Raw genomic sequence first — 22,275 nt, 5'->3', positions numbered from 1 at the left:
TACGGCGATCATGAGATCTCGCACTGGATGCCTGCCCACGGCCGTGTCAGCCTCGGGCCGTTATGACGAGGTGAAGATCTGGCTGCGCGGGTCGGCCCGCAGTCATCCGCCGCAGCGGACGGTGATCGCGGGCGCCGCGGCACCATTCGTGGTAACCGACTCGGGTTAATGCAGTCGTCCACAGCAATATCCCTATCGGAGGTTGGTGCCCGTTGGCGGCAGGACGGCCGATGTGCCGTTGGCGGCCATGCCTCAGGGTGGCCTGGGTCCACGGCCGACAGGGTGGCCACGACCCAGGCCAGACACAGTGCCCACCACCCACGGCACGCGGGGTGGCCTCGGCCTGAGACGCACAGGGCGGCCTCGGCCCGAGGCGGACAGGGTGATGTTCGGCGGAATGTGCTCGACGGGACTCGGGTGTTGAAGAATGCAGGGATGTCTGTGACGCTGCCAGGAATGGGTCCGCGATGATCAGCCGGCCCAGGATCGAGCCGGCGCTGGTCCACCCGGTGACGCCGGTCGACGACGTGGTCGCGGAGCGGCTCGCCGTCGCGATACGGTGCGTCACTATTTCCAGCGACGGGATTGGGTCCAGCTCCAATCTCACCGACGACATCGGCGCAGGTTGGAGTGGAAGCGGATTCAGCACCGCCCCGGCGGGAGCAGATTCGACGGACAATTCCAGCGCTGTCATCGGCCCCGGCTCGGGCGGCAGCATCGAACCGCGCGGGGTCGGCGAGGATGTAGCCGATCCGACATCGCTCGTCGCCGAAGCGGCCGAGGGGACCATCGCGGGCAGCAACGCCACTCTTGATGGCAGTGCGGACGAGGCCGCCCCGACATCGACCGTTGCCGCAGTGCCCGCCGATACCCGGGATCCCGGCGAGACTGGGGCGAGCAGCGAGACCAGCCAGACCGGGACGAGCAGCCAGACCAGCGAAACCGGGACGAGCAGCCAGACCAGCCAGACCGGCACAACCAGCCAGACCAGAGAAACCGGCACGAGCAGCCAGACCAGCCAGACCGGCACAACCAGCCAGACCAGCGAAACCGGCACAACCAGCCAGACCAGCCAGACCGGCGCGACCAGCCAGACCGGGGCGACCAGGGCCACCCTTGATATCGGTAGCGTCACCGGAACGTCCGACACCGCTGGATCCGACGCCGAATTCGTGAAGCTCGCTGAACATTTGGAGCGGTCGTTTCCGCGCGTGCACGCCGAGCTGGAGCTGGAGCGGTTCGGACGCAGCAGGCTCTATCGATGGGTGGGGGCGGAACCCGAGAAGGTCGCGGCGGTTCTGTTGGCGCATCAAGATGTGGTGCCGGTGGATGATGCGGAGCGGTGGACTCATCCCCCGTTCGCCGGTGTTGTCGACGACGAATTCGTTTGGGGCCGTGGGGCTATCGATGACAAGAGCCGGGTGATGGCGATCCTGGAGGGGGTGGAGGCGGCGCTGACCGCGGGCGTGCGGCCGAAGCACACCATCTACTTGGCTTTCGGGCATGACGAGGAAGTGTTCGGCGATCGCGGAGCGGTGCTGATGGCACAGCACTTGCGCGATCGGAAAGTTCGCGCCGCTCTGTTGCTCGACGAGGGCGGGGTGATCACCCAGGGTGTGGCCGATGGCGTGGACGTCCCCGTGGCGACGATCATGGTTGGCGAGAAAGGCTATGCCACCGTTCGGCTTTCGGTGCAGGAGATAGGTGGGCATTCCTCGATGCCGGGACGCCAGACCGCAGTGGGCCGCCTGGCCCGTGCGGTGGCCCGATTGCAGGATCATCCGATGCCGATGCGCCTGATCCCGGTGATCGCCGACATGCTGGATCGTTTGCGGCACACGATGGCAGAACCACGCCGCAGCCTGCTCAAACTGTCCGGGAAAAGTGTTGTCGCGCCGTTGATCACTCGGATCATGGCCGCCAGCCCCACGACCGAAGCACTGGTGCGCACCACCACCGCACCGACCGTCATCCGCGGCGGCGTCAAAGCGAATGTCCTGCCGCAGCGGGCCGAGGCGCTGGTGAATTTCCGCATCCTGCCAGGGGATTCGGTCGCCAAGGTACTGGAACATTGCCGGAAAGTAGTGCGCGACAAGGGCGTTCACATCGAGATAATCGGCACCGCCTCCGAACCCTCACCCAACCCTCACGTCGGCCCCGCCTTCGACCTCATCGCCCGAATCGCACAAACCGTCGTCCCAGGCATCGCGGTCACCACCGGCCTCGTCCCCGGCGCCACCGACTCCCGCCACTACGACGATCTCGCCGTCACCCGCTGCAACTTCGCCCCGATCATGCTCACCCAGGCGGATATCGAGTCAATCCACGGCACCGACGAGCGCATCTCCCGGCTGAACTACGCCCGCCTCATCGAGTTCAACCGCCTCCTCATCACCGAACTCGCCCGGGGCACCAGCGCGCCGTAAGACTTCGACCGAACGCGCTTCGCGATCATCCGGAACTGGCGGCGGCGGCCTCTCGATCGATATCGCCACCAGTTCCGGACAACTTTGTGCACTGGCCAGCCCTACCGGCATCGAGCGAAAGTGGTTGGCCCGAGCACGACCCGAGGAGCACCGCGGCCTACAAGATCACCAGGCATTCATGGCGATCCCACTCGGCCGATACCGCCAGCACCGCCTGATGATCTTGTGGAACCAGCCAATTCAACCAGCGGTGACCATGAATGCGGGTGGAAGTGGTTGGTGCGGGTGTGGCCCAGGGGCACAGCGACTTTCTAGATCACTAGGAGTTGGCGGCGGGGCGACCCGGCGATGCAGCCGGCAATTCCAGGTGATCTGGAGATCGCGGCACAGGTCGACCTCTGACGCGGATGTCACCTCGGCGGTTGACCCACGCGTCCTGAACAAGATCATCAGGCACTGAGGGCGGAGGCCTCTCGATCGATGCCGCCATAAACTCCTGATGATCTTGTGGAACCAGCCAGCTCGACCAGCGGTGACCATGAATGCGAATGGAAGTGGATGGTGCGGGTGTGGCCCAGGGGCACTGCGACTTTCTGGATCACTGGGCGTTCGCGGCGGGCGACCCGGCGATGCAGCCGGCAATTCCAGGTGATCTGGAGATCGCGGCACAGGTTGATCTCTGACGCGGATGTCACCTCGGCGGTGGACCCACGCGTTCTGAACAAGATCATCAGGCACCCAGGGCGGAGGCCTCTCGGCCGATGCCGCCACCAGGTCCTGTTGATCTTGTGGCGGCGGGTGCGGGGGGATGGGCGGGCGGGTAGGTTCCGTGTCGAGTGCCAGTTTTGCGGCAGCGACCTGGGCTGAGCCGCTAGTTTGGTGGGCAGGGTGCAGGGCAGGCACCCGTTGAGGACTTTCTGTAAGGAGCGCATGTGACCCGCACCGAGGATGGCAGTTTCGAGGGCGTTGGCAGTCGGATTGCTTGGCGCGCTTGGCTTCCGGATGGGGAGACGCGGGCGGTGGTCGTGCTGGTGCACGGGATCGCGGAGCATTCGGGGCGGTATGTCCATGTCGGGACGCGGCTGGCGGATGCCGGGTTCGCGGTGTATGCGCTGGACCATGTGGGGCATGGGAAGTCCGAGGGTGGGAAGGCGAATATCGGGTCGATGTCGGGGTCGGCCGACAATGTCGAGGGCATGCTCGAGCTCGCGAGCCGGGAACAGCCGGGGGTGCCGCGGTTTCTGCTCGGGCATTCGATGGGCAGCCTGATCGTGCTGTACCTGGCGACTCGCGCGCCGTTGAAGGTGGACGGGATCGTGGTGTCGGCGCCGCCGCTGGACATTCCGGTCGGCAACCCGCTGCAGAAGCTGGTCGCCCCGGTGTTGAGCAGGTTGACGCCGAATCTCGGTGTGCTGACGCTGGATTCGTCGATGATCAGCCGCGATCCGGCCGTGGTCGCGGCTTATGACGCCGACCCGCTGGTGTATCGCGGCAAGCTTCCGGCCCGCACGGCCACGGAAATTCTGCAGGCCACCGACATCGTCAAGGCCCGCCTGGACAAGCTGACCGTGCCGATGCTGGTGCTGCACGGCACCGCCGACGCTTTGGCCGCACCGTCGAGTTCGGACCTGATCGAGCGCGGCGCCGCCACCAAGGACCTGACGGTGCTGCGCTACGACGGCCTCTACCACGAGGTGTTCAACGAGCCCGAGCAGGACAAGGTGCTCGGCGATGTCGTGGAGTGGCTGCAGGCTCATGTTACTCAGCAGTAGACTCCGGTCATGAACAACAAGGTCGCCTTCATCCGCGCCATGTGGCACAGCTCCATCGTCGGCAAAGCTGTCGAGGGCTTCACCGCCGAATACCGCGATCTCGGCTTCGACCCGGCCACCATCGACGTGTTCGAGGTGCCGGGGGCCTTCGAGATCCCGCTGCATGCCAAGCGGCTGGCGCAGTCCGGCCGCTACTCGGCGATCGTGGCTTCGGCGCTGGTCGTCGACGGCGGCATCTACCGGCACGATTTCGTCGCGACCGCGGTGATCGATGGTCTGATGCGGGTGCAGCTCGACTCCGATGTGCCGGTGTTCTCGGTGGTGCTCACGCCGCACCACTTCCACGAGCACAGCGAGCACGTGAACTACTACACCGAGCATTTCGTGACGAAGGGCGCAGAAGCGGCTCGCGCACTGGCGACCACCCTGAACTCGTTGCGCAGCTTGCCCGCCGCGGTTGACTGACACCGAGCCCGATCGGAGTTCCGAACATCGGGCGAGGTCAGCACCACCGGACACCGGTTGGCGCAGGATCGCGGTCCTGACAGCGCTGGGGGTGTTCTGCGCCGGCATGTGGGCGGTCTGGCTCGGCTGGGACCAGGAGTATTACGAGGTCGACGGCGTCGCCCAGGGCCCATACCGCCCCGAGCAGGTAATCGGTTGCGGCGCTTGCATTGTCGTCGCCAGCATCGTGGCGTTCCTGTACTTGCGGCGCCCCACGACCATCCCGGTGGTGGCGGCGGTCGCGGTGGTCGGCTTCGCCGTGCCATGGGCAAGCGACGCATCACAAGACTCCACCGGGCTGTGGGCCGTCGGGCTGATGTTTCTGCTCATCGGCGGCGGGCTGGGCCTGGTTTCGGTATTGACGGTGGTCCACTTGCTTCGGACCCTGCTGCGGTCGGTACGAAACCGGCGGTAGCTTATTTGAACTTCGTCAGACAGGCCTGCTCCCCGTCGAGCACCCCGTGCCGGAAGGCCTCCAGCCGCTGGTAGCCACTCTTGACGATCTTGCCGTCCACATCGGCCGCCGCGAGCCCGTCGGCCAGCAGGCCCGACACCGCTTCGTCGAGATCCTTGGCCGACAGGCGCGGATTACTGTTCGGCGCACTGAGTTTCGTGGTGAATGCGCCGCTCAGACAGACGGTGCGGAGGCCGGCGGTTTCCGCACCGGCGAGGGTGAGCTTCCGATCCTGTTGCACGGCAAGCATGTAGCGCGAGATGAAGACGATGAAGGCGTTGTAGTCGCCGTCCACGTCTGCGGACAATACGTCCTCCTCGTACTCCGTCTCACCACGTTCGGCCAACGCGGTGACATTCGTTCCGATCTTGTTCGAACTCGGGCAGTACGAAACCGGCTCCGTGGCAGTGACATTCGCGCAGTCGCGTACCACGCCCTGGTAATCGAAGGTCGGCGCCTGCGCCACCGGGAAGGCCTTGGACAGGGCCTGCGCGACACTGGCCAGCGACTCCTTGTCGATCGGAAGTTGCCGCTGCTCTTCGTCTTCGCTCTCGAAGGTGGTGGGCAGGTTGCCGCGCCGCTTGTTCAGCTCGAACCGGTTGATCTGCTTGCACGCGCTCGCGCCGTCGGTGTAACCGAGCTGCACCGCGGTCACCCGCTCGAACGCGGACCCGTGCACGTTCTTCTTGTTGCTCGGATCGGTGTCGCGCACCGCGATGGTGGCGCCGAGCACGCCGTCGAGCCCGTCCGTCAGGTTCATCGTGAAATGCGGCGAATCCCCTTCGGCCACATGGCGCAGGAAGACACCGGCCAGGCAGTCGGCCTGCTGTTCCTGCACCAGGGCGTCGGTGAAGAAGCCCGCGATCTTGGCTTGCCCCTGAATGGCGTGCCCGTACTCGTGCGCCAGCACCATGACCACGGCCAACGAGTTGTACCGCTTCTCCAGCAGCGGGAACAGCACGCCGCGGTCCCAGCCGATGGTGTGGTCGAGGCTGCAGTAGGCCGCGTTCACCAACTGATAGGTGGAGGATTTACAGAAGCTGACCGAACTTTCCCTGCCGGTCCGGGCATCCCAGGAAATGTATTTGCTGACCGGTTCGAAGGCACCCGGAAATGTCTTGCTGTATTCGGTTTTCCAGAAAACCTCGATATCGGCGATGGCGTTGAGGGCGAGTTTGTCGACCGCTCCCCCGTCACCGTTCTCCGCTGTCAGCGGCGTGTCCGGCACACTCTTGCGCGGGCCGCTCGGACCCTCCGCCTTCGCCGCTCCGGCCAGCACCCACGGATTGTCCGGGTCTGTAACCGGCTTCCCCGCAGTACTATTCGCTATCTCCGCGCACCCGGACAGTGCGGCCCCCACCGCGAGCACCACCGCGACCACGCCGAAACGCCATCGTCTCATTCTGAAGTTCCTCCCCGGTTACACCGCAGAGCCATTTCCCGGGCCACCCGCCGAGCGTTCTCATCGTAATCGCCGGAACCTCAACGCGCGTATCACAATTCACCCCAGCCCGAATTCAAGATCAACAGGCCCTGAGGGCGGCATCGGCCGACAAGCCGCCGCCCTCAGGTCCTGTTGATCTTGGTTAGGAGTTCATGCGGAGGTGGGCCAGGAGGGCGCGGTGGTCGGAGCCCGGGATGGAGAGGGATTGGAGGTCTTCGGCGGTGCCGTCGGCGACCAGGATGTGGTCGATGCCCAGGACCGGGCCCCAGCTTCTGCTGTCCGGCCAGGTGAGCATCGGGCCCGCGCCGACCAGGTCGGCGGCCGAGTCGAACCGGCCGGCGATCAGGTCACGGAAGGCCGCGTGGTCGCGGGTGGCGTTGAAATCCGCGCCGACGATCGCGGGACCTGTTTGGGCGTCCAGGATTTCGCGGATGCGCGGCATCTCCCAGCTCCATGCGGCGAAGTTCAGGTTCGGCGGGATCGGGTGCAGGGCGAACACCGCGATGTCGCCGCGCTCCGGATGCTCCATGGTCGCGCCGAGATTGTTGATCTGGAATCCGTCGAACCTTTTGGTGTCCCGCAGCGGATACCGGCTGTAGATACCGGTGCCGCCCCCGCCGAGGCCGGGAATCAGGAACTGGTGCGGCAGTTCCGCGCTGATCCCCGCCGCCGCGAACCGATCGATCGACTCCTGGGTCAGCTCGTCGACGGTCAGCAAGTCCACGTTTTCTTCGCGGACGGTCCGCACCACCGCGCCCACATCTGCGCCACCGAACAGAATATTCGACTGCAGCACAGTCACTTTCGGTCCGGTGGCGGCATGCCCGTTCGGCACGAAGATCGGCAACTGCGTCCACAACGCCACCGCCACAACAACTCCCGCGAACGCCGCACTGCGCCACCCCCGCGCGATCAACACCAGCACCAGACCCACCAGCGCGCCGATCATCAGATACGACGCCCCCGAAGCACCGAGCACGAACAGCTCCCACTGCCACGTCCCCAAATGCAGCACGACCCCGGCGATCCCTGCGAGCACAGCGGCCCACCCCAACCCGAGCAGTGCCCGGTCCAACCATTTACGCATGTACTGACCCTATGCGGCCCGTATGGACCCGACGCGAGCCGCTTGTGAAGATTCGGTGTAGACGCTCTCAGGACGCGGTCGTCCGCGGGCCCGGCACCACGGAATAGCCTGAGGGCTGTTGCAGCACAAGCAGATCCGCGTGTGGACGCGAAGGATCCTCCGCGAAGTGCGCACGCTCCTCGGCCGTCCACTCATCCCAGAAGGACGACAGCGCGGCTCCATCCCGCTGACGCCCACGCTCCCAGGCTTCCTCGGCCTCGCACTCCATCCACAACAGCCGCGCAAGGTGCGGCCGCACTGTCCGCCGCCCCGCCCCGACCCCCTCGAGCAGCACCACCGGCTCCGCCAGCAACGCCCGCTCACCTCCGAACTCACAACGCTCCCAGTCATAAGCCCGGTAGAAAGCCGTGTGTCCCCACCTGAACGGCACCAGGATCTGCTCCCGCAGCCGGTCGGTCCACTGGAAGAACTCGCTGTGGGTAGCCAGGTCATCCAGCTTCAACACCGGCGCACCCCCGAGCGCCTCGGACAGCTGCCCGGCGAAAGTGCTCTTCCCCGAGCCCGCATGCCCGTCCACCCCAACCAATCTGACGCGCCCACACGACGGCGGCAGCGCCCGCAACGTCTGCGCGAGCTCACTCAGATCGGCATTTTCCTTGGGTAGGAGGGGATCCATACCGGCCACTCTAAGTGCGCCGATCCGAATGACGGAACCACGACGCGACCCAATCCCACCGAAACCGCCCGCACCCGGGAGCCCCTGCCGCACACCCCTGCGTGTCGCTGCGCACCCCACCAGCCTCCCGACCGAAGTGCGAACCACCAACCCGGGCTTGGGGCACCGCGCTGTCGGCCTGAGCCATGCATGAGGACCAAATCACCGGTGGAATCCGCCGCCATCGGCCGCCGCATCGCCGAAATCGAATACGACCTACCCGCCCCGCTGGACCGGGAATCCGCGGCCTGAGGTCACCCGCCATTCTCGTGCGACGCGGCCCCCGCCGACCCCGCTGAGTCAGCGGTCACCACCGCAGCCGAGACCGGCCATGTTCGTCTATCCATCGGTGTTCGCGCCGCCATCGGGTCGGCAAAGGCGAAGGTGGGCTGTGAAGCCGGGCACCGCACAGGCTCGGCCTCGCACATCGTTCAGGCGATTGCCTGGCGTCCACAACAGCCGCGTCGAAAGAGCAACGCCCGCTAGTTACCACCGAAGACGCGCTCCACCACCGCTTTCGCGCGGCGCGTGATGCGCATGTAGTTGTCGAGGAATTCGCTGCCGTCGTCATTGGGCCAGCCGGCAACGCGCGCGACAGCGGAGAGCAGGCGGCCCGGGCCCGGGAGTTGGTCGGTTGGCTTGCCGCGAACCAATACCAAGGCGTTGCGGGCCTTGGTGGCAGTCAGCCAGGCGTCGCGCAGCAGCGCCACATCCGTGGGCTCCAGAAGTTTGGCTTCCTCGATGACGTCGAGACATTCCAGCGTGGACGTGTTGTGCAGGCCCGGAATCTCGTGGGCATGCCGGAGTTGCAGCAGCTGCACGGTCCACTCGATGTCGGCGAGGCCGCCGCGGCCGAGTTTGGTGTGCGTGGCCGGGTTCGCGCCGCGCGGGAGTCGTTCGGAGTCGACCCGGGCCTTGATGCGGCGGATTTCGCGGACCGCTTCCGGGGAGACACCGCCCGCCGGGTAGCGGGTCTTGTCGATGGTGCGCAGGAACCGCACGCCGAGCGCTTCGTCACCGGCGACCTGATGGGCGCGCAGCAGGGCCTGCATCTCCCACGGCTGCGCCCACTGTTCGTAGTAGGCCGCGTAGGCGGCGAGAGTGCGAACCAGGGCGCCGTTTCGGCCTTCCGGGCGCAGGCCCGCGTCGACCTGCAGCGGCGGGTCGGTGCTCGGCGCGCCGAGCAGGCGCTGCACCTTCTCGGCCACCGAGATGGACCACTTCACCGCTTTGGTCTCGTCGATACCGGGACGCGGTTCGCAGACGAACAGCACGTCGGCGTCGGAGCCGTAGCCGAGTTCCATGCCGCCGAGGCGGCCCATGCCGATCACCGCGAGGTCGGCTGGTGCGGGTTCGCCGCGTTCGGCTTCGCTGGCCCGGACGACCGCCAGCAGTGCGGCTTCCAGCGTCGCGACCCACACCGCCGACAGTGCCCGGCACACCTGCTGCACGTCGAGCATGCCGAGCAGATCGGCCGAGGCGACGCGCGCCAGTTCATGCCGGCGCAGCGAACGGGCCGCTGCGACAGCGCGTTTCGCATCGTCGTAGCGGGCGGCGGCGGTCAGGATGCCGCGCGCGACGTCTTCGGGCTGCTGGCTCAGCAGCAGTGGTCCGCTCGGTCCGTCGGCGTACATGCGGATCGTGTCGGGCGCGTTGATCAGCAGGTCGGGCAGGTACTCCGAGGAACCGAGCACGATCATCAGCCGCTGCGCGATCGCACCTTCGTCACGCAGTTCGCGCAGGAACCAGATCTGGTCGTCCAGCCCTTCCGACACCCGGCGGTAGGCGAGCAGACCCGCGTCGGGATTCGGTGTCTCCCCAAGCCATTCGAGCAGCGTCGGCAACAGCAGCGCCTGGATGCGGCCTTTACGCGACACCCCGCCGGTGAGCGCTTTCAGATGTCCGAGAGCATGTTCCGGTGAGGTGTAGCCGAGCGCTTTGAGCTGACGGATAGCCGCGCTCGGACTCAACCGCAGGGCGTCCGATTCCAGTCGCACCACCGATTCCAGCAGCGGGCGGTAGAACAACTTGGCGTGTAATCGCCTGACCCGCACCGCGTTCCGGCGAATCTCGGCGCCGAGCACGCCGACCGCGTCCTGCCTGCCATCCGGCCGGATATGCGCGGAACGCGCCAGCCAGCGCATGCCTTCCTCGTCGTCGGCGGCGGGCAGCGTGTGCGTGCGCTTCAAGCGCTGCAACTGCAGCCGGTGCTCGAGCAGCCGCAAGAACTCATAGGAGGCAGTGAGATTCGCGGCATCGTCGCGGCCGACGTATCCACCGGCCGCCAGCGCCGTCAACGCCTCGACGGTCCCCTGCACGTGCAGCGTGTCGTCGACCCGCCCGTGCACCAATTGCAGGAGCTGAACCGCGAATTCGACGTCGCGCAGACTGCCGTGCCCGAGTTTGAGTTCCCGCTCCCGCAGATCCGCGGGCACCAGATCTTCCACCCGCCGGCGCATCGCCTGCACGTCGGCGACGAAATCCTCACGCTCGGAAGCGGTCCAGACCATCGGCATCAGCGCGTCGCGGTAGGCCTGCCCGAGCTCCAGGTCGCCGGTCATCGGCCGGTTCTTCAGCAGCGCCTGGAATTCCCAGGTCCGCGCCCAGCGCTTGTAATACGCGATATGCGATTCCAGCGTCCGAACCAGCGCGCCCGCTTTGCCTTCCGGCCGCAGCGCCGCGTCGACCTCGAAGAAGGCCTGACTGCCGACACTCATCATCTCCGCGGCCAGCCGGGTGGCGGTGGCGTCGGCGGGTTCGGCGACGAACACGACGTCGACATCGCTGACATAGTTGAGTTCGCAGGCGCCGCTCTTGCCCATGGCGATCACGGCCAGCCGCACCGGGCACGGCCCGTCCTTGCAGACTCGCGCCACCGCGACCGACAGCGCCGCGGTCAACGCCGCGTCGGCCAGCGCCGTGAGGTGTTTGCCCACCACCTGATACGGCAGCACCCGCTCGTTCTCCACGGTGGCCGCGAGGTCCAGCGCGGCGAGGAACATGAGCTGATCGCGATAGCGCCGGCGCAGCAGCGACACCGTCTCCGGCCCGGAAATCCCGGCCCGATACAGCATCGGGCTCGCGTTGGGGCCCGCTTCGGGCACCGCCTGCACCGCGTCGAGCAGATCCGCGATCAGCTCGGCCCGATCCGGCAAGTCCTTGCGCTGCAACAACTTCCACGCCAACGGCTCGGCCACCAGATGATCGGCGAACGCGCTCGACGACCCGATCAGCGCGAACAGCCTGCCACGCAACGACGCATCGGCCCGCAGCACCGAATCCAGTTCGCCCCAAGCCGCACCGAGGGCCTCCCGCAACCGGATCAGCGTGCTCAGCGCCAGATCCGCGTCGGGCGCCCGCGACAGCGCCCACAGCACCGGAATGCTGTCGACATTGTCCCAAGCCAGCTCGCGCAACGACTGGGCGGCGTTCGGCTCGAGCAACCCGAGCCGGCCGACACCGGGAACAGCTGAGCGCGCAGTTGGGGGCCGAACCATAGCTCCCAACTTAGTTGCCTGAACAACGCTTTCCCGCACAGGGCACGGAAAGACACGCAAACGGTACGTACCTAGGACCGAGCTTCCGGCGCACAACTCGGCCCCGACGGAGGGAGTCTTGCGACCGACCGTTCGCGGCCCGTCTCGCTTCCGAGCGGCCGAAGCGCATGCGCCGCAGGCGCGAGTCTCGGCCGTTCGGAAGCGAGACATAATGGGCCGCGAACACGCAGCGCCGCAGGCGCTGCCAAAATTACAGCCCGAGGTATTCCTGAAGCTCGTAGGGCGTGACCTGGCTGCGGTAGTCGGCCCATTCGCGGCGCTTGTTGCGCAGGAAGAAGTCGAACACGTGCTCGCCCAAGGTCTCCGCGACCAGCTCGGAGCGCTCCATCGCCTGCAGGGCTTCGTCCAGGGTGCCCGGCAGTTCCCGGAAGCCCATGGCGCGGCGCTCGGCGGTGGTCAGCGACCACACGTCGTCCTCGGCCTCCGGCGGCAGCGTGTAGCCCTTCTCGATGCCGCGCAGACCGGCCGCGAGCAGCACGGCGAAGGTCAGGTACGGGTTGCAGGCCGAATCAGGGCTGCGGATCTCGACGCGGCGCGAGGAGGACTTGTTCGGGGTGTACATCGGCACCCGCACCAGCGCGGAACGGTTCGAGCGGCCCCACGAGGCGGCGGTCGGGGCCTCGCCACCGTGGATCAGGCGCTTGTAGGAGTTCACCCACTGGTTGGTGATCGCCGAGATCTCCGGCGCGTGCTCCAGGATGCCCGCGATGAACGCGCGCGCCGTGCCGGAGAGGTTGTCCGGATCGTCGGGGTCGGCGAAGGCATTGGCCTCCCCTTCGAACAGGCTCATGTGCGTGTGCATGGCCGAGCCCGGGTACTCCGCGAAGGGCTTGGGCATGAACGTGGCGCGCACGCCCTCGTCGATCGCCACTTCCTTGATCAGGTAGCGGAAGGTCATGACGTTGTCGGCCATGGACAGCGCGTCGGCGTAGCGCAGGTCGATCTCCTGCTGGCCCGGGGCGCCCTCGTGGTGGCTGAACTCCACCGAGATGCCCATGGACTCCAGCGCGTCGATGGCGTGCCGGCGGAAGTTCGGCGCGGAATCGTGCACGGCCTGGTCGAAGAAGCCGCCGCTGTCGGCCGGGGTCGGCTTGGAGCCGTCCTGCGGGCCGTTCTTCAGCAGGAAGAATTCGATCTCCGGGTGCACGTAGCAGCTGAACCCGACATCGGCGGCCTTGTTCAGCTGCCGCCGCAGCACGTGGCGCGGGTCGGCCCAGGACGGCGAACCGTCGGGCATGGTGATATCGCAGAACATGCGCGCGGAATGCTGGTGACCCTTGGAGGTCGCCCAGGGCAGCACCTGGAACGTCGAGGGATCCGGCCGGGCGACCATGTCGGCCTCCGAGACGCGGGCGAAGCCCTCGATGGCCGAGCCGTCGAAGCCGATGCCCTCCTCGAACGCGCCCTCGAGCTCGGCGGGAGCGATCGCGACGGACTTCAGATAACCCAAGACGTCGGTGAACCAGAGCCGCACGAAGCGGATGTCCCGTTCTTCGAGCGTCCGCAGCACGAATTCCTTCTGGCGATCCATGTCCGCGAGCGTAGGCACCTGGCGTTAAATCCGTGTTACGTCGGGACTGAAGATTGGGTTCCGGGGCAAAAAGCGAGATCCTTCGCCGGCACGAAGGATCTCGCCGGGGCCTTACGGCAGCGGGCTGCCCTGGAACAACGCCCACATGCGGTTCATCACTTCGGTGCGGCGTGCGCCGGTGGGCCAGTCATGGTTGCCGCCGTGGTAGGTGCGCCACACGACCGAGGTCCCCGCGTCGCAACTCCAGCGCTTGGATTCGAAAGTGTTGGTCCCGCCGTCCGGCGTGTCGTTGTTGCAGGGGCGGTTCTCCCACATCCAGTACATGACGTGGCTGTAGGCCATCTCGTGCCACACCGTGCCGTCACCACGCTGGTGGAACACGCCCCACGAGATCGCGCGCGCCGGATTGCATCCCGTGGGCGGCGGGGCGGGTGCGTACACCGCGCCCGAGGCGAAGTAGGTCGAGGCCAGGCAGCCGGCGCGGGAGGCCATCTGCCCGCCGTTGGAGTGCCCGGTGAGATGGATGCGCTTGGGGTTCACGCACCATTTCGTCCGGACCTCGTTCACCACCGACTTGATGTAGTCGACGTCCGTGGAGGTGGCGTGCCACGCCCAGGTGCTGGGATTGCTGTCGCCTTCGTCCTTGTTCCCACGCGGCGCGACGAGGATGAACTTCTTGTCGTTGGCGAAGTCCTCCCAGCCAGACTGGTCGAGGTGCTGGCGCGGATTGCTGTAGCCGCCGTGCAGGGCCACGACCAGCGGAGCGTTGCCGGAGAGCCCGGCGGGCACCTTCACCAGGTACCTGCGTCCGTCGGGACCCCTTTCCTCGGTGCCGTTGGTCGGTGTTGTCGTGCAGGCGGCGGCGTTGACCTCCGGCTCCACTTCTTCGTCGGCGTAGACGGGTGCGGCCGCGGTGACCGCTAGTGACAGCGCCGCACAGGCCGCGCCGAACAGCGCCGCCAAGCGGGTGGTAAGTGAGGACGCCACAGAAACTCCTTGTGTGCGAACAGATTTGAGAATCCGCACGCTACCCAGCCGGTGGTACCACCCGGAAGGGACTTTCGATTTCGCTAGGCGACGGAACAGTTCCCCGAGCCCAACTCGGCGTCCTGCGCACCGGAGCTTGTGACTTCACAACGTATCTGCGAGCGCTCTGGTATGCCAGAGCATAATCCGCTATGCGGTAGTTCAGCTCGCCTGTCCGCAGGTGAGCTGCGAGCCCGGTTCCGTCAGATCCGTCAGGTAGGCGACCACGGCGCTGTCCAGGCATTCGTCCCCGGCCACCAGGGCGGCGGTGTGGCGCGTGCCCTGAAAGGTGATCAGCGACGCGCCCAGTTGCCGAGACAGGTCGACACCCGCCTGGTACGGGGTGGCGGGGTCCTCGGTGGTGGAGACGACGACCACCTTCGGCAGACCCTGGACCGAGATCTTGTGCGGCTCGGAGCTGTTCGGGACCGGCCAGAACGCGCACAGTTCCAACGCGGCCGTCCCGGTGCCCTTGCCGTCGTCGAGAAACGGTGCGGCCTTGCGGTATTCGGCGTCCTGGCGGGAGGCGATGGCGGGGTCGGTGATACGCGGGTCGTCGACGCAGCGAATGGCGTTGAAGGCGTCCTGCGTGTTCACGTAGGAGCCGTCGTCGTTGCGGCCGTCGTACATGTCGGCCAGTTGCAGGAGAGTGTCGCCGCGGCCCTGCTGCAGCTCGGCCAAGCCGGTGAACAGCACGCGCCACAGCGAGTCGGAATACAGCGCCTGCTGGACGCCGGTGATGGCGTCGCCGTAGGACAGGCCGCGAGCGTCGGTGGTGGCAGCAGGCTTGTCGCGCAACGGATTCACCAGGTCGCGGAACCGGGCGACGGACTGAGCGGGGTCGGATCCCAGGGCGCAGTCGGGCTGCTTGGCGCAGTCGGCGCTGAAAGCATCGAAGGCCTTCTGGAAACCGGCGGCCTGGCGCAGTGATTCGTCGACCGGATCCTGCGAGGAATCGATGGCCCCGTCCAGCACCAGCGCGCGCACCCGGTCCGGATACTTCTCGGCGTAAGCCGAACCCAGCTTGGTGCCGTAGGAGTAGCCGAGGTAGCTGAGTTTCGGGTCGCCGAGCACCGCGCGGATGACATCCATGTCCTGCACCACTTCCCGGGTGCCGACATGCGAAAGGATGTCCGCCCCGGTCCGTTCGACGCACTTGCCGACGTATTCCTTGTTCTCCGCCTCTTGCTCGGCGATCCCCTCGGGCGTGTTGTCCACGGGCCGCTCGGCGCGTTCGGCGTCCGCTTCTTGGGGATTCAGGCAGGTGATCGACGGTGTCGACGAACCGACACCGCGCGGATCGAACCCGACCCGATCGAACCGCTCGGCCAGCGGCGAACCCCCGGCCAGGCTCACGATCGACAAGCCGGACACCCCGGGACCGCCCGGATTCAGCAGCAGCGACCCGATCTTCTTGCCGGAAGCCGGAATCCGGGACAGCGCGAGCTGCGCGGTCGGCCCGTCCGGTTTCGCGTAGTCGACCGGCACGGTGACCTTGGCGCACTCCGCGGCGGGCGGCAGCCGATCGCTGGTGACGTTCTCGCAGGACCCCCACTGCACGGTCTGCGCGTAGAACTTGTCGAGCGACACCGGCGTGGCCGGCATCGGCGCGCTGGGCTTTTCGTCCTCCTGCGCCGCGCATCCGCCCGCGATCAACGCCAGCACCGCCACACCCAGCACGCCCCGTCGCAAGCCCATGGGCACGATCCTGCCAGTACCGCCGCACCCAGCCGCTCCCGGGCAAACCGACCGACACCGGCCGGTGTGACCGATCGCACCGGGGAGGGCCCTTATTCAGGGCCCGACGACGGTGGCAGACTGGAGGAGTCAGAAGACCCGGGGACCCGACAGGGCCTCGAGGCGACACTCAATGAAGGGACGATGATGTCCGGATCCGATTCAGAGACCACTGCCTACGGCGCTGCCCCGGCCGAACCGAAGAAGCGGCGCAAGACCCGCGTCACCCATCTGCAGCAGATGAAGGCCGACGGCGAGAAGTGGGCCATGCTCACCGCCTACGACTACTCCTCGGCTGTCCTCTTCGAAGAAGCCGGTATCCCCGTGCTGCTGGTCGGCGACTCGGCCGCCAACGTCGTGTACGGCTACGACACCACCGTGCCGATCACCGTCGACGAGCTGATTCCGCTGGTCCGCGGCGTGGTCCGGGGCGCACCGAATGCCCTGGTGGTGGCCGACCTGCCGTTCGGCACCTACGAATCCTCCCCCGAGCAGGCACTCGCCACCGCGACCCGGTTCATGAAGGAGGGCCAGGCGCACGCGGTGAAGCTGGAGGGTGGTGAGCGGGTCGCCGAACAGATCGCGCTGATCACCGCGGCCGGCATCCCCGTCATGGCGCACATCGGCTTCACCCCGCAGAGCGTCAACACGCTCGGCGGTTTCCGCGTGCAGGGCCGTGGCGACGCCGCCGAACAGCTGGTCCACGACGCCATGGCCGTCCAGGAGGCGGGCGCGTTCGCCGTGGTGATGGAGATGGTTCCGGCCGAAATCGCCGGTCAGGTCACGCACAAGCTGACCATTCCGACCGTCGGCATCGGCGCCGGCCCGGATTGCGACGCCCAGGTGCTGGTCTGGCAGGACATGGCCGGCTACACCAGCGGCAAAACCGCCAAGTTCGTCAAGCGTTTCGCCAGCATCGGCCTGGACCTGCGCACCGCCGCCGCCAACTACGCCGACGAAGTCCGCCGCGGCACCTTCCCCGGCCCGGAGCACAGCTTCTGAACTAGCCGATAAGTGGGACATGACCGCGGCGTCTACGCGACGTTCGCCCCGGTCATGTCCCACTTTTCATGGAGCCCACAGGGGAGGGTGGCAGACTCGGGGGCGATCAGCCGACACGAGTTACGAGGTATCGAATGCCGCAGAGCCGTTGGATTTCATGCAGCACCCTGGTGGTGGCGGGGGTGTGTACCGTTGCGGCGCTGGCCGCGTGTACTACTTCGAGCGATCCGCAACCGGCGGGGACCTCCGCGCCGAGCACCTCCTCGGCGCAGGGTTCGAAGACGACGGCCGCGCCGACCACCACGCTGGAGATCTCCGACGCGAGCGCCACGCAGCTGTGTGAGCTGATCAAGCCGGAACTGTCGAGCTGGCGGGTGCAGGGCCCGACGATCGGCAAGATCGGGCTGAACGCGCTGGTGCACCAGTGGGGTATTCAGCAGGGCGGCATCAACGGCCATATCCTGCACGACAAGTCGATCATCGACACGGTCACCACCAAGTCCTGTGCCGATGTGCGCCAGCAGGCCATCGAAGCCCTGGAGCTCCCGAATCTCGCTGCGGGGATTGCCTTCTGATGACTCGACGCACCCTCTACCCCGCCATCGAACCGTTCGACAGCGGCATGCTCGACGTCGGCGACGGCCAATCCATGTACTGGGAAGTCAGCGGTAACCCCGACGGGAAGCCGGTGGTGTTCCTGCACGGCGGGCCCGGCGGCGGCACCGATCCGGTGTACCGGCGCTTCTTCGACCCGGCCGCCTACCGCATCGTGCTGCTCGATCAGCGCGGATGTGGGCGCAGCACACCGCATATCGCCGACGGCGCCGGCCTGGAGACCAACACCACGCCGCACCTGATCGCCGATATCGAAGCGCTGCGCGCACATTTGGGCATCGAACGCTGGCAGGTGTTCGGCGGCTCGTGGGGCTCCACTCTCGCCCTGGCCTACGCGCAGCAGCATTCCGAGCGGGTCACCGAACTGGTGCTGCGCGGCATTTTCCTGTTGCGGCGCAAGGAAATCGACTGGTACTACAACGGGGCCGCGGGCAACATGTACCCGGACCTGTGGGAGAAGTTCCTCGCCCCGGTGCCGGTCGACGAGCGCGACAGCGACCTGGTCGAGGCCTATCACCGGCTGCTGCACTCCCCCGACCCGGAGGTCGCCGCCGCCGCGGCCATCGCCTGGACCACCTGGGAAGGTGCGACCGCCTCCCTGCTGCCGAACCCGGACCGGGTCGCCGAATTCGGCGACCCCCGCTTCGCACTCGCCTTCGCCCGCATCGAGAACCACTACTTCCGCCACGGTGGTTTCCTCGAGGAAGGGCAGCTGTTGCGCGACCTCGCTAAGATCACCCATATTCCCGCGGTGATCGTGCAGGGCCGCTACGACGTCGTCTGCCCGCCGGTCAGCGCATGGGACCTGCACCGCGCCTGGCCCGGATCGGTGCTGCACATCGTCGACGACGCAGGGCACGCCTCGAGCGAACCCGGCATCGTCGACCGATTGGTCGAAGCGACAGACAGCTTCGCCCGAAAGTGAGTTGATCCCATGGAGGTCAGCGCCGGTACGGCACTCATCGCAGCCCTGTCCAGCGATATCGACCGGCTGCTGGCCGCCGAACCCGAAGTCCGTTCCGACGCGGACGATTCGGTGCACCAGATGCGGGTCGCCACCCGCCGCCTGCGCAGCGTGCTGCGCTCCTACCGCATGCTGCTGCAACGAGACCGGGCCGCTGAGATCAGCGCGGAACTCAAGTGGCTCGCGGGCCTGCTCGGCGTCGCCCGCGACGCCGAGGTCCGCGCCGACCGGTTCGAGAAGCTGATGTCCAAGCACCTGGACGCCGCCACGGAGGTCGCCGAAATCGACACGGTCACAGGGAAACCCGTGGACGCGTCGGGCGATGCGCCGAGGGAGGCCAAGTCGGATGGCGCCGCAACCAGCGCTGCCGCTCCCCAAGATGCCGCGCCCAGCGATGCCAGGCCCGGCGATGCCGCGCCCAACGGTGGCACGGCCAATGGTGACGCAACCAGGGATGCCACGCCCGGCGATGCCGCAACCAGCGATGCCCTGCCCGGAGATTGCGCGCCTGGCGGTGGTGTCACCGCGGGCGAGACGCGCGTCAACGCCCCCATCGCCACCGCTGACGATGTCGACAAGACCACTGCGCGCTTGGTGACCGCCGAGCGCGCCCGTTATGACGGCGCGCACGCGCAGATCCTCGCCGCCCTCGACAGCGACCGCTATCTCGCGTTGCGAAATACCTTGTCCCGCTGGAAGTCCGAGCCCCCGTTGCGCCCCTCCCGCGCCGCCGTCCCAGCCCCCGATTTCTTCCGGGTGGTCCTGCAGCGCGACCACGAACGCATCGAAGCTTTCATCCGCGCTGAACCCAGCACCGCACCGGCCGACCGCATCGAAATGCTGCACGACATCCGCAAGAGCGCCAAGCGCCTGCGCTACTCCTGCGAGGCGGCCGCCGACATCCTGGGCGAGGAGGCCACCGACCTCGGTAAGCACGCCAAACACCTGCAATCAGTCCTCGGCGACCACCGCGACGCCATCGAGTCGCACGAAGCCATCGTTGCTCGCGCCGCCGAAGCCGAAGCCGCGGGCGAGAACCCGGCCCTCTACCACCTGCTGGCGTCCGCCGAAGACGAAGCGGCCCACGACGAGCTGGAGAATTACCCGGCCGCCGCAGAAGCCCTCACCACCCACGCACCCCAACCAGCCCCGTAGAACAGCGTCACGCCCGCACGCCAGCCGCCGCGACCAGTAGAGCCGTCGCACATCAAACGGGAGTGTCGCACCGGCAGAGCGCGCTGACACTCGCGGCCGTCGGGTTCACCGGCGCCGGCAAGTTCTCCCTCGACGCCGGTCGTCCGTGGGAACGCAAGGGTTTCGTTTGGGGCGCGGGCGCACTAGCACTGCTGCAAACCCCCTGCGCACAGCGAGTTTGTGCGCGGGACAGAGCCGGTCAGGCCGGGTATGTGAACACGATCTTGCGGGTAGTGGGATCGGCGGAGGTGAGTTGGACGCGGACGGTGCTGCCCTCTGGCGGTTCGCCGTTGCACGGGCCGAGCACCGGTGGGTCGGCGATGAAGATTTCAGCGGCGCGGTTGCCGTTGGCTTCGCGGATCACCACGGCGTCGAAGGCCTGGCCGACGCGTTCGGACAATAGCGTTGATTCGGTGAGGTCGATGCAGGCGCGTTCGATTTTGTTCGCCATGGCGTCGGTGCGGCGCAGGGTGCTGACGACTTCGGTGAGGCCATCGCGGACCCATTGCGGCACTTCGGTTTTCGCATGCCGAGCCAGGCAGATTTCGGTGGCGAAGCGGTCGCCCAGGCGGCGCAGCGGGGCCGTGACATGGGCATAGGGAGCACCGATTGCGCTGTGTTGCAGCAGGTTTGGTCGGCGTTCCGCAGCGGCAGACGTGTTCTCGGCGCTCTCCTGGCCGGTTGCTTCCGTGGCGGCATCCGGGTCCCCGTTCAGCACGGTGTACCCGGCCCCCCGCAGTAAGCCCGTCGCCTCGGACATCAGGACAAGTGCCGCAGGCGTATTCGGGTCCAGCAGAGCCAGCATCTGCCCGACGGGCTGGTCGGCGGGCCAGTCCACGCCCAGGGCGGCGGCGGTGCGGCGCATGGCGGCGATGGCGGATTCGGCGGGCGGGGGCATGGTGCGCAGCAGGGCGATGACATCGCCGGAGCTGTCGCCCTGCAACATGATTCGGGCGGCGACCATTCCGGTGAGCAGGGAGACCTGTTCGTTCCAGTCGTCGGCGGCGGTGCGGGGTTCCACTACGAGCTGCCAGTGCCCATCAGCGCCGTCGTCGCGGATGATGCTCTGCGACGGCAGCCGCAGTCCGATCGCCCCGCGCGCCAGCCCGGCCTCGATGCGCCGCTGACCGAATTCCGGCAGGGCTGCGATCGAGGGGTGCAGGCGGCCCGCGTCGGCGTCGGCTTGGACGCCCGCGTAGTCCAGCCGGGCGCGGGAGCGGACCAGGGCCCGCTCGACCGCGTATTCCAAAGGTTCTCCGGCGGAGTCACATTCGATGGTCCACAGCACGGCGGGCCGGGTCTGTTCCGGCAGCAGGCTGGCGGAATCCTCCGACAGCTCCGGCGGATGCAGCGGCACGGTGCCATCGGGTAAGTAGAAAGTTTGCCCCCGTGAACCCGATTCGCGCGCGAGCGCGCCGTCGGGGTTGATCACCGCGGCTACGTCGGCGATCGCGTAGTGCACGGTGAAACCGGTTTCCGTGCGTTCCAGATGAACCGCTTGATCGAGGTCCATGGCGCCCGGCGGGTCGATCGTCACGAACTCGAGGTCGGTGCGATCGATCCGAAAACCCGCGAACGCGTCGGACGCGTCGCGGGCTTCCGCGGTGGCCTCGGCGGGATACGCCGAGGCCAAACCGAATTCGGATCTGATGGCTCCGAAATCAACCGGAGCCGAGACAATCCGCTGGTGCAGTTCCACAGTGTGAGAGCCGCCCGCTACTACTGCAGCGCCAGCATGGTGCCGTTCAGCTCATTGAGCGGACCGAACACGGTGAAGGTCACCCGGCCGTTCGGCACCGCCGACGAAACCTCGGCCGCGGCGTCGAGCGCCTGACCGAAGGAAGCCGCCGACGGATGCGGCAGACCGGCAAGCGCCAGACCGATATTGGACTGACTGACCCACCGGGTATCGCCGGGGCTGAGGTCGACCTGCAACCCGCCCGGCAGCGGAGTCACCGCGACCGCGTTGGCGGACCCAGCACCCAGCACCGCGAAAACCGATGCGGCCCCGGCGATAAGCGCGCCGGCGACCAGTGAACGAACTACCCGCATATGTTTTGAGACCTGCTTCCTGCACTCGGAGATGAAAAGCACCCGTCAGACCGCCCCGCAAACGGGTCTTACCAACGGCGCCCACTCTATGACGTCGATCACTCCGAAGCCAGTTACCAGCGAAACGCCGTGCCGGGCCAGGCAAACCGCCCTCGGCTGTTAGGGTTCCCCGGCGATGCGGGCGGCCAGAATCCC

Annotated in this window: 18 protein-coding genes; 9 read left to right on the top strand and 9 right to left on the bottom strand. The window is 67.1% G+C overall.

The genetic code is table 11. From position 1 onward, the window contains the following. The first annotated feature begins 467 nt into the window (after positions 1–467). The 5 genes from IBX22_RS31000 to IBX22_RS30985 all read left to right on the top strand — a co-directional run bounded on the left by IBX22_RS31000 (position 468) and on the right by IBX22_RS30985 (position 5,117). Complete coding sequence (locus IBX22_RS31000; protein WP_228539776.1) at positions 468–2,426, top strand: M20/M25/M40 family metallo-hydrolase; 1,959 nt, start codon at positions 468–470, stop codon at positions 2,424–2,426. A 548-nt stretch (positions 2,427–2,974) separates the two neighbouring features. Continuing rightward, a complete protein-coding gene (locus IBX22_RS38045; protein ID WP_255526519.1) occupies positions 2,975–3,109 on the top strand; it encodes a hypothetical protein in 135 nt (44 codons plus the stop codon). Between the two features lie 249 nt (positions 3,110–3,358). After that, positions 3,359–4,198: an alpha/beta hydrolase gene (locus IBX22_RS30995; protein WP_194819295.1), complete on the top strand. Its 840-nt coding sequence runs from the start codon at positions 3,359–3,361 to the stop codon at positions 4,196–4,198. Positions 4,199–4,207: 9 nt separating this feature from the next. Further along, a complete protein-coding gene (locus IBX22_RS30990) occupies positions 4,208–4,663 on the top strand; it encodes a 6,7-dimethyl-8-ribityllumazine synthase (RefSeq protein ID WP_194819294.1) in 456 nt (151 codons plus the stop codon). Then, positions 4,656–5,117 carry a hypothetical protein gene (locus IBX22_RS30985; RefSeq protein ID WP_194819293.1) on the top strand — a complete coding sequence of 154 codons (462 nt, stop codon included), beginning with the start codon at positions 4,656–4,658 and terminating at the stop codon, positions 5,115–5,117. Before IBX22_RS30990 ends, IBX22_RS30985 begins: the two co-directional genes overlap by 8 nt. Before the next feature lies 1 nt (position 5,118). Here IBX22_RS30985 and IBX22_RS30980 read toward each other — a convergent pair whose 3' ends face one another. The 7 genes from IBX22_RS30980 to IBX22_RS30950 all read right to left on the bottom strand — a co-directional run bounded on the left by IBX22_RS30980 (position 5,119) and on the right by IBX22_RS30950 (position 16,214). Beyond that, the gene (locus IBX22_RS30980; protein WP_194819292.1) at positions 5,119–6,558 is read right to left on the bottom strand and encodes a metallopeptidase; all 1,440 of its coding nucleotides are present in this window, start codon (positions 6,556–6,558) and stop codon (positions 5,119–5,121) included. Positions 6,559–6,742: 184 nt separating this feature from the next. Beyond that, entirely contained in the window at positions 6,743–7,687 is a 945-nt protein-coding gene (locus IBX22_RS30975) for an endonuclease/exonuclease/phosphatase family protein (RefSeq protein WP_194819291.1), read from the bottom strand. A gap of 67 nt (positions 7,688–7,754) precedes the next feature. Next, positions 7,755–8,363: a uridine kinase gene (locus IBX22_RS30970; RefSeq protein WP_194819290.1), complete on the bottom strand. Its 609-nt coding sequence runs from the start codon at positions 8,361–8,363 to the stop codon at positions 7,755–7,757. 521 nt (positions 8,364–8,884) lie between these two features. Then, positions 8,885–11,899, bottom strand: a complete 3,015-nt coding sequence (locus IBX22_RS30965) for a bifunctional [glutamine synthetase] adenylyltransferase/[glutamine synthetase]-adenylyl-L-tyrosine phosphorylase (RefSeq protein ID WP_194819289.1) — start codon at positions 11,897–11,899, stop codon at positions 8,885–8,887. A 250-nt stretch (positions 11,900–12,149) separates the two neighbouring features. Next, positions 12,150–13,490 carry a glutamine synthetase family protein gene (locus IBX22_RS30960; RefSeq protein ID WP_194819288.1) on the bottom strand — a complete coding sequence of 447 codons (1,341 nt, stop codon included), beginning with the start codon at positions 13,488–13,490 and terminating at the stop codon, positions 12,150–12,152. A 111-nt stretch (positions 13,491–13,601) separates the two neighbouring features. Further along, positions 13,602–14,477, bottom strand: a complete 876-nt coding sequence (locus IBX22_RS30955) for a PHB depolymerase family esterase (RefSeq protein WP_194819287.1) — start codon at positions 14,475–14,477, stop codon at positions 13,602–13,604. A gap of 201 nt (positions 14,478–14,678) precedes the next feature. Beyond that, positions 14,679–16,214, bottom strand: a complete 1,536-nt coding sequence (locus tag IBX22_RS30950) for an alpha/beta hydrolase (RefSeq protein ID WP_194819286.1) — start codon at positions 16,212–16,214, stop codon at positions 14,679–14,681. Positions 16,215–16,400: 186 nt separating this feature from the next. Between IBX22_RS30950 and panB the strand changes: the two genes are divergently transcribed. The 4 genes from panB to IBX22_RS30930 all read left to right on the top strand — a co-directional run bounded on the left by panB (position 16,401) and on the right by IBX22_RS30930 (position 19,989). Continuing rightward, on the top strand, positions 16,401–17,255 hold the full coding sequence (gene panB, locus IBX22_RS30945) for a 3-methyl-2-oxobutanoate hydroxymethyltransferase (protein WP_194819533.1): 855 nt from the start codon (positions 16,401–16,403) through the stop codon (positions 17,253–17,255). Positions 17,256–17,389: 134 nt separating this feature from the next. Continuing rightward, positions 17,390–17,830, top strand: coding sequence for a hypothetical protein (locus IBX22_RS30940; RefSeq protein WP_194819285.1), 441 nt, complete (start codon positions 17,390–17,392; stop codon positions 17,828–17,830). Continuing rightward, positions 17,830–18,795: a prolyl aminopeptidase gene (gene pip / locus IBX22_RS30935; RefSeq protein ID WP_194819284.1), complete on the top strand. Its 966-nt coding sequence runs from the start codon at positions 17,830–17,832 to the stop codon at positions 18,793–18,795. Before IBX22_RS30940 ends, pip begins: the two co-directional genes overlap by 1 nt. Positions 18,796–18,804: 9 nt before the next feature. Beyond that, positions 18,805–19,989: a CHAD domain-containing protein gene (locus IBX22_RS30930; RefSeq protein WP_194819283.1), complete on the top strand. Its 1,185-nt coding sequence runs from the start codon at positions 18,805–18,807 to the stop codon at positions 19,987–19,989. Between the two features lie 238 nt (positions 19,990–20,227). On the opposite strand, the gene IBX22_RS30925 is transcribed toward IBX22_RS30930, so the two are convergent. Beyond that, entirely contained in the window at positions 20,228–21,727 is a 1,500-nt protein-coding gene (locus tag IBX22_RS30925) for an RNB domain-containing ribonuclease (protein ID WP_194819282.1), read from the bottom strand. A 20-nt stretch (positions 21,728–21,747) separates the two neighbouring features. After that, on the bottom strand, positions 21,748–22,080 hold the full coding sequence (locus tag IBX22_RS30920) for a hypothetical protein (RefSeq protein WP_194819281.1): 333 nt from the start codon (positions 22,078–22,080) through the stop codon (positions 21,748–21,750). Positions 22,081–22,275: the final 195 nt, after the last annotated feature.

Source organism: Nocardia sp. XZ_19_385, from assembly GCF_015355755.1.
GTDB lineage: Bacteria > Actinomycetota > Actinomycetes > Mycobacteriales > Mycobacteriaceae > Nocardia.
The sequence above is the reverse complement of the archived record's forward strand: the minus strand, read 5'-3'. Positions and strand labels throughout refer to the sequence as shown.

Coding starts and splice junctions, on each gene's coding strand:
- IBX22_RS30940 (WP_194819285.1), top strand. CDS start 17,390: ATGCCGCAGAGCCGTTGGATTTCATGCAGCACCCTGGTGGTGGCGGGG.
- IBX22_RS30975 (WP_194819291.1), bottom strand. CDS start 7,687: ATGCGTAAATGGTTGGACCGGGCACTGCTCGGGTTGGGGTGGGCCGCT.
- panB (WP_194819533.1), top strand. CDS start 16,401: ATGTCCGGATCCGATTCAGAGACCACTGCCTACGGCGCTGCCCCGGCC.
- IBX22_RS31000 (WP_228539776.1), top strand. CDS start 468: ATGATCAGCCGGCCCAGGATCGAGCCGGCGCTGGTCCACCCGGTGACG.
- IBX22_RS30965 (WP_194819289.1), bottom strand. CDS start 11,899: ATGGTTCGGCCCCCAACTGCGCGCTCAGCTGTTCCCGGTGTCGGCCGG.
- IBX22_RS30970 (WP_194819290.1), bottom strand. CDS start 8,363: ATGGATCCCCTCCTACCCAAGGAAAATGCCGATCTGAGTGAGCTCGCG.
- pip (WP_194819284.1), top strand. CDS start 17,830: ATGACTCGACGCACCCTCTACCCCGCCATCGAACCGTTCGACAGCGGC.
- IBX22_RS30980 (WP_194819292.1), bottom strand. CDS start 6,558: ATGAGACGATGGCGTTTCGGCGTGGTCGCGGTGGTGCTCGCGGTGGGG.
- IBX22_RS38045 (WP_255526519.1), top strand. CDS start 2,975: ATGGAAGTGGATGGTGCGGGTGTGGCCCAGGGGCACTGCGACTTTCTG.
- IBX22_RS30920 (WP_194819281.1), bottom strand. CDS start 22,080: ATGCGGGTAGTTCGTTCACTGGTCGCCGGCGCGCTTATCGCCGGGGCC.
- IBX22_RS30960 (WP_194819288.1), bottom strand. CDS start 13,490: ATGGATCGCCAGAAGGAATTCGTGCTGCGGACGCTCGAAGAACGGGAC.
- IBX22_RS30950 (WP_194819286.1), bottom strand. CDS start 16,214: ATGGGCTTGCGACGGGGCGTGCTGGGTGTGGCGGTGCTGGCGTTGATC.
- IBX22_RS30930 (WP_194819283.1), top strand. CDS start 18,805: ATGGAGGTCAGCGCCGGTACGGCACTCATCGCAGCCCTGTCCAGCGAT.
- IBX22_RS30990 (WP_194819294.1), top strand. CDS start 4,208: ATGAACAACAAGGTCGCCTTCATCCGCGCCATGTGGCACAGCTCCATC.